General features: G+C 41.2%; 11 protein-coding genes. 9 read left to right on the top strand and 2 right to left on the bottom strand.

All coding sequences use genetic code 11. From position 1 onward, the window contains the following. From HFK82_RS07535 to pepC, 9 genes are all read left to right on the top strand, one after another. Window positions 1-542 (top strand): helicase-related protein (locus tag HFK82_RS07535; protein WP_168261332.1); only part of this gene is annotated, 542 nt, incomplete at its 5' end. A 232-nt stretch (window positions 543-774) separates the two neighbouring features. Continuing rightward, entirely contained in the window at window positions 775-1608 is an 834-nt protein-coding gene (locus HFK82_RS07530; RefSeq protein WP_168261331.1) for a transporter substrate-binding domain-containing protein, read from the top strand. Window positions 1609-1671: 63 nt separating this feature from the next. Next, complete coding sequence (locus HFK82_RS07525) at window positions 1672-2478, top strand: amino acid ABC transporter permease (protein ID WP_154454658.1); 807 nt, start codon at window positions 1672-1674, stop codon at window positions 2476-2478. After that, window positions 2471-3214: an amino acid ABC transporter ATP-binding protein gene (locus HFK82_RS07520; protein ID WP_154454657.1), complete on the top strand. Its 744-nt coding sequence runs from the start codon at window positions 2471-2473 to the stop codon at window positions 3212-3214. The genes HFK82_RS07525 and HFK82_RS07520 overlap by 8 nt, the downstream gene beginning before the upstream one ends. Window positions 3215-3291: 77 nt before the next feature. Beyond that, complete coding sequence (locus HFK82_RS07515) at window positions 3292-3516, top strand: DUF4059 family protein (RefSeq protein ID WP_168261330.1); 225 nt, start codon at window positions 3292-3294, stop codon at window positions 3514-3516. A gap of 65 nt (window positions 3517-3581) precedes the next feature. After that, a complete protein-coding gene (gene trxB / locus HFK82_RS07510) occupies window positions 3582-4496 on the top strand; it encodes a thioredoxin-disulfide reductase (protein WP_168261329.1) in 915 nt (304 codons plus the stop codon). Window positions 4497-4676: 180 nt separating this feature from the next. Next, window positions 4677-6137 (top strand): nicotinate phosphoribosyltransferase, encoded by a 1461-nt coding sequence (locus tag HFK82_RS07505; RefSeq protein ID WP_168261328.1) that lies wholly within the window; start codon window positions 4677-4679, stop codon window positions 6135-6137. Then, window positions 6134-6958 (top strand): ammonia-dependent NAD(+) synthetase, encoded by an 825-nt coding sequence (nadE, locus tag HFK82_RS07500; RefSeq protein WP_167829269.1) that lies wholly within the window; start codon window positions 6134-6136, stop codon window positions 6956-6958. The genes HFK82_RS07505 and nadE overlap by 4 nt, the downstream gene beginning before the upstream one ends. Window positions 6959-7115: 157 nt before the next feature. Beyond that, window positions 7116-8462, top strand: coding sequence for an aminopeptidase C (pepC, locus tag HFK82_RS07495; protein ID WP_168261327.1), 1347 nt, complete (start codon window positions 7116-7118; stop codon window positions 8460-8462). Between the two features lie 110 nt (window positions 8463-8572). On the opposite strand, the gene pbp1a is transcribed toward pepC, so the two are convergent. After that, window positions 8573-10918 (bottom strand): penicillin-binding protein PBP1A, encoded by a 2346-nt coding sequence (gene pbp1a, locus HFK82_RS07490; RefSeq protein ID WP_204984763.1) that lies wholly within the window; start codon window positions 10916-10918, stop codon window positions 8573-8575. Continuing rightward, complete coding sequence (gene recU, locus HFK82_RS07485) at window positions 10908-11513, bottom strand: Holliday junction resolvase RecU (RefSeq protein ID WP_154454651.1); 606 nt, start codon at window positions 11511-11513, stop codon at window positions 10908-10910. Before recU ends, pbp1a begins: the two co-directional genes overlap by 11 nt. Between the last annotated feature and the right edge of the window lie 28 nt (window positions 11514-11541).

Genomic DNA, 11541 nt, shown 5'->3' with positions numbered 1-11541 from the left:
AAGTGGCTAAAATCGGCGGTGACATTCCGCCAAGAGAACGCAAGCGTACCATGAACCAAATCAAAAACATGGCTTATGAATATGTGGTGGCGACTGACTTGGCTGCGCGTGGTATTGATATTGAAGGGGTTAGTCATGTTATCAATGATGCCATTCCGCAAGATTTGTCCTTCTTTGTGCACCGTGTTGGGCGTACAGGTCGTAATGGTCTAAGCGGCGTTGCAATTACCCTTTACCAACCAAGCGATGATTCAGATATTCGTGAATTGGAAAAAATGGGAATTACCTTTGTGCCAAAAGTCCTTAAAAATGGCGAATTCCAAGACACCTATGACCGAGACCGCCGTGCCAATCGTGAAAAATCGTATCAAAAATTAGATACTGAAATGATTGGTTTGGTTAAGAAGAAAAAGAAAAAAATCAAACCGGGTTATAAGAAAAAAATCCAATGGAAGGTTGAAGAAAAACGTAAACGTGAGCGTCGTGCGGCTAACCGTGCCAAAGGACGTGCAGAACGTAAAGCCAAAAAACAAACTTTCTAAGATATGTGGTGGAACCAAACCTTGTTCCCAGCTAAATGATCCTCTATCATCTGTTGCGATGATTATATAATCCTCAAAGAGATCTGCGACGCTTGTTTCAGGTCTTTTTTTGTCAATTTTTGTGCTTATGGTTTTGATAGTTTTTTCTTATCAGTGCTATAAAAAATATGTATTGGGAAAGTTGCTCTAAGTTTGATAGACTGTAACAGATTAAAAGAAAAGAGGACGCCTTATGAAAAAGAAATCTGTTACGCTGTTAAGCACCCTAGCCCTAATTTTCCTAGCCGTTTTGTCGGCTTGCTCAACTCAATCACAAAACCAGTCTGACGGTAAAACGGTGATTAAGGTCGCAACAGATTCTGATACGGCTCCTTTTACCTACAAAGATGGAAAGACCTACAAAGGCTACGATATTGACGTGGTCAAGGCCATTTTCAAGGATTCAAAGGACTACCAAGTCGAATTTGTCACAACGCCTTTTGATTCCATTTTGACAGGAATTGATGCGGGACGTTACCAAATTGCGGCCAATGATTTTAACTACAATGAACAACGTGCCCAAAAATACCTGTTCTCTAACCCTATTTCTCGCTCAAATGCGGCTATTGTCAGTCAAAAAGGCACACAATACAGCAGTTTGGACGACTTATCAGGTAAAAGCACAGAAGTCATTTCAGGAACCAATTATGCGCAAATCCTTGAAAAATGGAACACTGATCACCCTGACAAAACCCCTATTCAAATCAATTATGTGTCTAGCTCAACTGGGGTGACCACACGTGTCCAACGCGTTGAAAATGGCAATATTGACTTTATTTTATACGATGCCATTTCAGCTGAGTACATTGCCAAGGACCAAGGGTTTGATGTGACGGTGACCAAACTCAGCGACCAAGTTGGGGACAAGACAGACGGTTTAGAATACCTTGTCTTTGCGGACACCAAAGAAGGAAAAGAACTCCAAAGCTTTGTCAATAAACGCCTTAAAACTTTGAAAAAAGATGGGACTTTGGCTAGCTTGAGCGAAACTTACTTTGGTGGGGACTATGTGTCAGGGCTTGATTAGTACCTAGGCTTTCATCCATTAAGAAAAGATAAGCTTTGATGACGATATGGAAAGGAGAATGTTATGTCATTTACGATACTTGCTTCAGGTTTATCTTGGTATGACCGTTTACTCGAACACATTCCAGAAGGTCATCTCTTTAGTTGGCGTGCGGTTTTTGATGCCATGCCATCTATCATTGAACGTGTTCCAGTCATGCTGGGCTTGACCTTGGGCGGTGCGGTTTTTGGTATTTTGCTCGCTTTGCTTTTTGCGATTGTCAAAATCAATCAAACCAAAATCTTGTATCCCATTCAGTCCGTTGTTGTGAGTTTCCTACGTGGGACGCCTATCTTGGTTCAATTGATGTTGAGTTATTATGGGATTCCCTTGTTTTTGAAATTTTTAAATCAAAAGTACGGTTTTGATTGGAATATCAATGCCATTCCAGCGTCGGTTTTTGCCATTACGGCTTTTGCCTTAAATAATGCAGCCTATGCCAGCGAAACCATTCGTGCTGCCATTCAGGCGGTTAATGCAGGTGAAATTGAGGCGGCTAAGAGTTTGGGGATGACCAATCTTCAAGTCTACCGCCGTGTGATTATCCCTAATGCAGCCGTGATTGCCACACCAACCCTTATCAATAGCTTGATTGGTTTGACAAAAGAAACATCTTTGGCTTTTAACGTTGGGATTATTGAAATGTTTGCCCAAGCTCAAATCTTGGGTGGTTCGGACTATCGTTATTTTGAACGCTATATTGCGGTAGCTTTGGTTTACTGGGCAGTCAGCATTATCATTGAACAAACAGGACGTCTTATTGAAAAGAAATTATCAATTGAGCCTCCTAAGACCAGTTTAGAAACGCAAGAGGTGATTGCTAATGATTAAAATCAGTCATTTAACCAAAACTTTTTCAGGACAAAAGGTTTTAGATGGTATTGATGTCACCATTCAAAAAGGTGAGGTGATTGCCATTGTCGGAGCATCAGGAGCAGGAAAATCAACCTTTTTACGCAGCCTAAATTATCTAGAAAAGCCTGATAGTGGCACAATTCAAATCGATGATTTTAAGGTTGACTTTCAAACGATTAGCACAGAAGAAATCTTGACCCTACGTCGCAAATTAGCGATGGTTTTCCAACAATTCAACCTTTTTGAGCGTCGCACAGCACTTGATAACGTCAAAGAAGGGCTTAAAATTGTTAAGAAAATGCCTGATGACCAAGCCACCAAAATTGCCAAGGAAGAGCTGGCTAAGGTTGGGTTATCAGACCGTGAAAACCATTACCCCAAACAATTATCAGGGGGGCAAAAACAACGGGTTGGCTTGGCGCGTGCACTTGCCATGAAACCTGATGTCTTGTTGCTGGACGAACCAACATCAGCCTTGGACCCAGAATTGGTTGGTGAAGTGGAAAAATCCATTGCCAATGCGGCTAAGGATGGGCAAACCATGATTTTGGTCAGTCACGATATGAATTTTGTCTATCAAGTCGCTGATTATGTGCTTTTCTTGGATAAGGGACATATCATCGAATCAGGCACACCTGAGGAACTCTTTAAACACCCTAAAGAAGAACGCACCAAAGAATTTTTCGCAAACTACCAAAAAACGTACATTTAAAGCCTAAATTTTGTTATAATGAGAGCCAGAAGTCTTTTGGCTCTTTTTATCAAATGAAAACAATGATAGGATAAGATATGTTTTTAGAAATATTAGGTTTTTACCTACAAGGACTATTATCAGGGCTTGTCTTTGCGATTGTTGCGGCTATTTTATGGACCTTGTGGCGCGTTTTTCGCCATTTGGATAAGACAGCCAAAAAACGTCAAGCCTTTTTGTATGACTTGGTGACCATCATTTTAATGACGGTACCCGTTTTGTCGTTTGCGTTTATGGCGATTATTTTAATGTTGCGAGCCTAATGATTGAAATTGGCTTGCTTGACTGATACAATGAAAAAACGAAAACAGTTGAGGAGAGTATAAGCATGTATGATACACTCATTATCGGATCAGGACCAGCTGGGATGACAGCTGCGCTTTATGCCGCAAGGTCTAACATAAAAGTTGGTATTATCGAACAAGGAGCACCTGGTGGTCAGATGAACAATACCTCAGACATTGAGAACTACCCAGGTTATGACCGCATTTCAGGGCCTGAATTAGCCATGAACATGTACACACCGCTTGAAAAATTTGAAGTGGAAAATATCTACGGGATTGTGCAACGTGTGGAAGATGCTGGTGCTGTCAAGCGCGTGGTGACGGATGACAATACCTACGAAGCCAAGACGGTTATTTTAGCCACAGGAGCCAAACATCGCACGCTTGGTGTGACTGGTGAGGAAGAATACACTAGTCGCGGCGTTTCTTACTGTGCGGTGTGTGACGGTGCTTTTTTCCGCAACCAAGATTTGTTGGTTGTTGGTGGCGGTGATTCTGCCGTTGAAGAAGCGGTTTACTTGACTCAATTTGCCAAATCAGTGACCATTATTCATCGTCGTGATGCTTTGCGTGCCCAAAAGATTTTGCAAGATCGTGCCTTTTCTAATGACAAGGTTCATTTTATTTGGGATTCGGTTGTGAAAGAAATCAAAGGAACAGACGTGAAGGTATCAGGCGTGACTATTGAAAACGTCAAAACGGGCGAAATCAGTGAACATGATTTTGGCGGTATTTTCATCTATGTGGGTATTGACCCTGTGTCACACATGGTGGCTGACTTGGGCATTACTGATGAAGCAGGTTGGGTGCTGACAGATGAGCACATGAGAACAAGCATTCCTGGTATTTTTGCCATTGGAGATGTGCGCCAAAAAGACTTGCGTCAGATTGCCACAGCTGTTGGTGATGGTGCCATTGCTGGGCAAGGTGTTTACCAGTACATTGAAAATATGTCTTAAGATTTGACAAAGGGATGGCTTTTGGCTATCCTTTTTAATATTCTTTGAAGGAAAACTCACAAAGATTTTAGCAAGTCCCTTGTATTTGTGCTATAATATGAGAGATTACTAACTGTTTTGGCAGCTGCGATGGTTTTTAGCCTTCTGAGTCCAAACAAAAATAAAAACGAGGAAAGTCAGATGTATCAAGACGATAGTTTAACACTCCATACCGACTTGTATCAGATTAACATGATGCAAGTGTATTTTGATAAGGGCATCCATAATAAAAATGCAGTCTTTGAGATTTATTTTAGAAAAGAACCTTTTGCTAGTGGCTACGCTGTTTTTGCGGGGCTACAACGCATGGTGGAATACTTGAATAACTTGCACTTTAGCGACACCGACATTGCTTATTTGGAAAGCTTGGGTTACGCTGCGGATTTCATTGATTATTTGAGAAATCTCAAGCTGGAATTGAGTATTCGTTCGGCTCAAGAAGGGGATTTGGTCTTTGCTAATGAGCCGATTGTTCAGGTGGAAGGTCCACTGGCACAATGCCAATTAGTAGAAACAGCCTTGCTTAATATCGTGAATTTTCAGACCCTCATTGCGACCAAGGCTTCTCGCATTCGTTCGGTGATTGACGATGAACCTTTGCTTGAATTTGGAACGCGTCGTGCCCAAGAAATGGATGCTGCCATTTGGGGAACCCGCGCAGCTGTTATCGGTGGTGCCAATGCTACTTCAAATGTTCGTGCTGGTAAATTGTTTGACATTCCTGTTTCAGGAACGCACGCGCATTCTTTGGTGCAGGCTTACGGAGATGATTACGAAGCCTTCATGGCCTATGCTGGCACGCACAAGGATTGTGTTTTCCTTGTAGATACTTACGATACCCTTCGCCTTGGTGTTCCTGCTGCTATTCGTGTGGCCAATGAACTGGGTGACAAGATTAATTTCCTCGGTGTTCGCATTGACTCAGGGGACATGGCTTATTTGTCTAAGAAAGTCCGTGAACAGCTAGATGACGCTGGTTATCCTGATGCCAAAATCTACGCGTCTAATGATTTGGATGAAAATACCATCCTCAACCTCAAAATGCAAAAAGCTAAAATTGATGTTTGGGGAGTTGGTACTAAGCTTATCACGGCTTATGACCAGCCAGCTATGGGGGCCGTTTACAAAATCGTATCTATTGAAGACGATAACGGCGAGATGCAAGACACTATCAAACTGTCTAATAACGCTGAAAAAGTATCAACCCCAGGTAAGAAGCAAGTTTGGCGTATTACCAGCCGTGAAAAAGGAAAAACCGAAGGGGACTACATCACCTTTACTGATACAGATGTGAATGCTTTGGATGAAATCTACATGTTCCATCCAACCTATACTTACATCAATAAAACAGTAAAAGACTTTGAAGCAGTGCCACTTTTGGTTGATGTATTTGACAAGGGTAAATTGGTGTATGACTTGCCTAATCTTTCAGATATTCAAACCTATGCCCGCCAAGAATTTGACAAATTGTGGGATGAGTACAAACGTATCTTAAATCCGCAAGATTACCCAGTGGATTTGTCATTAGATGTCTGGGAAAACAAGATGAATTTGATTGACCGTATTCGTAAGGAAGCCCAACAAAAAGGAGAAGTGAAATGAGTTTACAAGATGAGATTATTGCAGAATTAAAAGTAAAACCAAGCATTGACCCAAAAGAAGAAATTCGTGTATCGGTTGATTTTCTTAAAGACTATTTGAAAAAGCATAGTTTCTTAAAAAGCTATGTGCTAGGAATTTCAGGTGGGCAAGATTCTAGTTTGGCAGGACGTTTGGCACAAATCGCAGTAGAAGAACTCCGTGCTGAAACAGGTGACGACAGTTATCGCTTTATCGCAGTGCGTTTGCCATATGGCGTGCAAGCAGACGAAGAGGATGCCCAACGTGCCCTTGCTTTTATCAAGCCAGACGTCAGCATTGCAGTGAACATCAAAGCAGGTGTTGATGGGCAAGTTGCAGCCCTTGAAGAAGCGGGTATTGAAGTTTCTGATTTTAATAAGGGAAATATCAAGGCTCGCCAACGCATGATTACCCAATATGCCGTGGCTGGTGCCAATAGCGGAGCGGTTATCGGAACAGACCACGCTGCAGAAAACATTACAGGCTTCTTTACCAAATTCGGTGACGGTGGTGCCGACGTTATCCCGCTTTATCGCCTCAACAAACGCCAGGGCAAACAATTATTGGCAGAATTAGGGGCTAACCCAGCCATTTATGAAAAAATTCCAACCGCTGATTTGGAAGAAAATCGCCCAGGTATTGCTGACGAAGTGGCTCTTGGTGTGACTTACAACGATATTGATGATTACCTTGAAGGCAAAGAAGTGTCACCAAAAGCCAAAGAAACCATTGAAAACTGGTGGCGTAAAACCGAACACAAACGCCATTTACCAATCACCGTTTTTGATGATTTTTGGAAATAAAACAGATTCAAAAAGACCGCTAAGGTCTTTTTTGCCGCTTTTAAGCCAGAATTCCCTATAATTGCTTGAATTCTGCCTCTTAAGCGTTATAATAGATAGTGATTAATTTGGTTAAGTAGGGCTAGGTGCTTGCTTGACTGATTTTGGAGGAGGAAATATGTCAGAATTATCATCATCATTTACAGACAAACTATTTGCTGATTTTCAAGACAATAGCAAATTGCGTGCTGTTGAAAATGCTGTCACTCACAACGGCTTGTTGAAATCACTTGAAACACGCCAAAGCCAAGTGGAAAACGACCATATCTTTTCTATTGATTTGACAAAAGATAAGGTAGCTAACCAAAAAGCATCAGGTCGTTGCTGGATGTTTGCGGCGCTTAATACCTTTCGTCACAAATTGATTTCAGACCTTAACTTGGATAATTTCGAGCTTTCTCAAGCCCACACATTCTTCTGGGACAAATACGAAAAATCAAACTGGTTCTTAGAACAAGTCATTGCGACTGCAGACCAAGAACTTGGCAGCCGTAAAGTGAAATTCTTACTAGACGTTCCCCAACAAGACGGTGGTCAATGGGATATGGTGGTGGCTCTTTTTGAAAAATACGGTGTCGTGCCAAAATCAGCTTACCCAGAATCAGTATCATCAAGCAACAGCCGTGAATTGAACCAATACTTGAACAAATTGTTGCGTCAAGATGCTCAAATTTTGCGTGAAGCTGTTGCAGCAGGTGTCGGTACTGAAGGCATCAGAGCTCAAAAAGAAGCTTTACTTCAAGAAATCTTCAATTTCTTGGCTGTTAATCTCGGTTTGCCACCACGCACATTTGACTTTGCTTACCGTGACAAAGACAACAACTACCATTCTGATAAAAACATTACACCACAAGAATTCTTCAAAAAATACGTTGGTTTGAACCTATCAGATTACGTTTCTGTTATCAATGCCCCAACAGCAGACAAACCTTATGGCAAATCTTACACTGTTGATATGCTTGGTAACGTTGTGGGTAGTCGTGCGGTACGTTACCTCAATCTTGATATGACACGTTTCAAAGAATTGGCTATTGCTCAAATGCAAGCTGGTGAAACCGTTTGGTTTGGTTCTGATGTCGGTCAAATTTCAGACCGTCAAAAAGGTATCTTAGCAACAAATGTTTACGATTTTGATACGGCTATGAACATTTCCTTCACACAAGACAAAGCAGGACGTTTGGATTACAGCGAAAGCTTGATGACTCACGCTATGGTCTTGACTGGTGTGGATTTGGCTGAAAATGGCGAACCTCTCAAATGGAAAGTTGAAAATTCATGGGGAGAAAAAGTTGGTGACAAAGGTTACTTCGTTGCTTCAGACGCTTGGATGGATGAATTTACCTACCAAATCGTCGTTCGTAAAGAATTCTTAACTGATGAGGAACTTGCTGCTTATGAAGCTGAACCAACTGTATTAGCACCTTGGGACCCAATGGGAGCCTTGGCTAGCCAAACAGATTTGTAAAAATATTAAAACTGGCGTTGGATATTTCTCCAAGCCAGTTTTTTATCACAAAATGTTGAAGTCATCAAAAAGCCTGTAACATTTTTAGTTACAGGCTTTTTGCATAAGTATTATTGACCAGTTGTCGCTGTGCTATCAGAGTTGTTTTGGCTTGTCGTGCTATTAGCATCGCTGGTCGTATTGTTATTAGGTGTTGTATAGCTGTTGTTATTGTTATAGCTATTGTTGGCATCTGTTATTGCATCAGGGGTGCTTACAGAAGGATTGTTACTCATTGAATTACTATCGCTAGTATTATCATCGTTATCAGAGCTATCTGTTGAAGATGAAACTTCTGTTGATGTTTGGTCTTCTGAAGAACTTGAATTAGAACCGTAGAGGTTACTATATACAGATGACAATGAAGATGAGGCAGAAGAATTATTTTTTGCCCCTTTTAGGTAAACATAACCACCGCTTGTGTAAACGCCACTTGGTTGCGTGAAGTTCTTGCTACCGCTACCGTATTTTTCATTGAGGTAACTTTGCATAGCCTTGTAAACTTCGGCCGCAACGTTTAGCCCACTACCGTAGATTGGAGTCATACGGTCTTTGTAACCTGTCCACACTGCCATCGAATATTGCGTTGTGTAACCAACAAATAATTCATCAGGTGCCATGGTTCCAACTGCACTGTTGTAAATACCAGTTGTTTGTTCAATTTCTTCTAATTCTTCATCAGAATAGTTTGATGTTCCTGTTTTACCAGCTTGGTATAAACCAGGGATAGAAGCTGTTGTACCAGTACCGTAAGTCAAAACGGTTTTCAGCATTGACGTCATCATGTAGGCTGTTGTTTCCTTCATGGCACGTGTACCAGATGTTTCAAAGGTTTGGCTAGTTCCATCGTTAAATTCAATCTTGTTGACGTATTGTGGTTTGTAATAGGTTCCACCATTTGCAAAAGCAGCGTAGGCAGCAGCCATTTTCAGACTGCTTGCGCCGTATTTTTCATTCGAGTCACTTGTCGAACTTGAAATGGCGTTTGAATAGTAAAGTTGAGGGTAGTAAATGCCCAAACCTTCTAGGAATTTCTTAGCATTATTCAAACCAACAGCTTCCAAGGCTCTCACGGCAGGAACGTTACGCGATTGTTGAATGGCTGTTTGAATAGTCATGTTGCCATAGTATTGACGGTCCCAGTTGTAGAGCTGAGTTGAAGTGCCAGGCCAGTAGTACTTGGTATCGCTGGTTGTGGCAGCAGTACTTGTGTAAATACCGTCTTCAATAGCTGGGGCATAATCTGTAATAGGTTTCATGGTTGACCCCCAGTCCCTATCGGTAAGAACGGCTTGGTTGGTTCCCAATGAAACGGTTGTGTCTTGGTTTCGTGCACCAAGTTGCGCAATGACTTTACCAGTATTGACATCGATAATGGTTGAAGCCACTTGCAAATCAGAGTCAGGGTAAGACACATAATAGTCAGTATTATAGACATTCCAGAGGTATTTTTGAACATCGGTATCTACGTTTGTGTAAACCTTCAAACCTGCTGAATAAATGTCTTGACCAGTTTCGTCTTTGACTTCTTCGATGACTTCCTTGATGTAATTATCCAAGTAATCATCATAGCTAGACGTTTCGGTCAATGGTTGTAAACCATCAGTGACTGGTGTTGCAATAGCAGTTTGGTATTCTTCTTTTGAGATGTCGCCATCTTCGTACATTTGTGATAAAACGGTATCACGACGATTTTGGGCAGCATCTGGATTGGTGTAAGGGTTGTATTGGCTTGGTGCTTGAGGAAGCCCTGCTAAAAGCGCTAATTGGGCAATAGACAAGTCTTTGAGGTCCTTGCCATAGTAAGATTTAGCCGCTGTCAGCATCCCGTAGCTACCATTTCCCATATAAACCTTGTTGATGTAGAAGGTCAAGATTTCTTCCTTGGTGTACTTACGCTCCATTTGGAGGGCTAACCAAGCTTCTTGTGCCTTACGTTTAAGGGTTTGGTCTGATTCGTTAGTTGAGAAATACGCCAACTTGATAAGCTGCTGGTCGAGTGTTGACCCCCCTTGGGTACCTGAGCGGGTAAAGTTGTTCCAAGCTGCACCGAAAATACGATAGATGTCAATCCCACGGTGTTTAAAGAAGCGTTTGTCTTCAATAGATGTGATGGCATTGACTAGGTTTAAAGGAATATCTTCTGTTGAAACACTTTCCCTTTTCTCTGAACCCAAGTTAGCAATAAGGTTATTGTTAGAGTCGTAAATCAAACTCGAATTAGTAGAAGAAAGCTTGCTTTCTGATAGTTTTGGAGCGCTGCTCACATAGTAGAAAAAGAGTCCAGCTCCAGCTATAACACCTACAATGACAAGCGTTACAAATGTAATCAGCCCATATTTGATAACACGCAAGACCGTGTCCTTTGAGTTTCTATTGGCTCTTTTTTTAGTGTTTTGTTTCTGTTTAATTGTCATCACCGCCTAAAATTTTTTGGTCAATAATATCTAAATAAGGAACTTGAGGTAGTGCCTGTGTTGCCACCAGATAACCATTTTTTTTGATATAATCAAGAGGCATTGATTTGGTTCCCAAATGAATTTGGTAAAAATCAACTAGGGCACTAGCTGGTAAAAAATAGGTTTCCTTTAGAGTCGAAAAATGGAGTAAGATAAAACAAATCCCACCTTGTTTTAAGACTCTGTCCATATGTTTTATTTGATGCGCATGAAAATTTTTGAGCGGCATAGATGTCTTTTGCCGAGTTTCTTTAGCTTCAAAGTCAACATAATATCCCTTATAGACGCCAGAGTAATCGGTAGTAGAGGCTTGTCGAAAATAAGCTTCCACAATCTTAGCTCGGCTTCGTTTGGGATAATCCACCTTAACAATTTGAATGGGTGTTGGTTTTTTGTAAATCACAGCGATATCACGAGATAGGTAATAATTATTGGTTTCGTTAATAGCTGCTTCAAAACTCATCCCACGATTAGCAAAGTTTACGGTGTTTTTTTCGCTTTTTTTACGTGGAGGTGTTGTTTGCCTCCGAACAAAGTGAGGGTAATTAACCATAAAACTCCTATCTTTATTGATTAAATCA

This window comes from Streptococcus alactolyticus (assembly GCF_012277075.1).
In the GTDB taxonomy this organism is placed as follows: domain Bacteria; phylum Bacillota; class Bacilli; order Lactobacillales; family Streptococcaceae; genus Streptococcus; species Streptococcus alactolyticus.
The sequence above is the reverse complement of the archived record's forward strand: the minus strand, read 5'-3'. Positions and strand labels throughout refer to the sequence as shown.

Bases quoted from the DNA above. Each gene is read 5' to 3' on its own strand.
- HFK82_RS07530 (WP_168261331.1), top strand. From the start codon at position 775: ATGAAAAAGAAATCTGTTACGCTGTTAAGCACCCTAGCCCTAATTTTC.
- HFK82_RS07525 (WP_154454658.1), top strand. From the start codon at position 1,672: ATGTCATTTACGATACTTGCTTCAGGTTTATCTTGGTATGACCGTTTA.
- HFK82_RS07520 (WP_154454657.1), top strand. From the start codon at position 2,471: ATGATTAAAATCAGTCATTTAACCAAAACTTTTTCAGGACAAAAGGTT.
- HFK82_RS07515 (WP_168261330.1), top strand. From the start codon at position 3,292: ATGTTTTTAGAAATATTAGGTTTTTACCTACAAGGACTATTATCAGGG.
- trxB (WP_168261329.1), top strand. From the start codon at position 3,582: ATGTATGATACACTCATTATCGGATCAGGACCAGCTGGGATGACAGCT.
- HFK82_RS07505 (WP_168261328.1), top strand. From the start codon at position 4,677: ATGTATCAAGACGATAGTTTAACACTCCATACCGACTTGTATCAGATT.
- nadE (WP_167829269.1), top strand. From the start codon at position 6,134: ATGAGTTTACAAGATGAGATTATTGCAGAATTAAAAGTAAAACCAAGC.
- pepC (WP_168261327.1), top strand. From the start codon at position 7,116: ATGTCAGAATTATCATCATCATTTACAGACAAACTATTTGCTGATTTT.
- pbp1a (WP_204984763.1), bottom strand. From the start codon at position 10,918: ATGACAATTAAACAGAAACAAAACACTAAAAAAAGAGCCAATAGAAAC.
- recU (WP_154454651.1), bottom strand. From the start codon at position 11,513: ATGGTTAATTACCCTCACTTTGTTCGGAGGCAAACAACACCTCCACGT.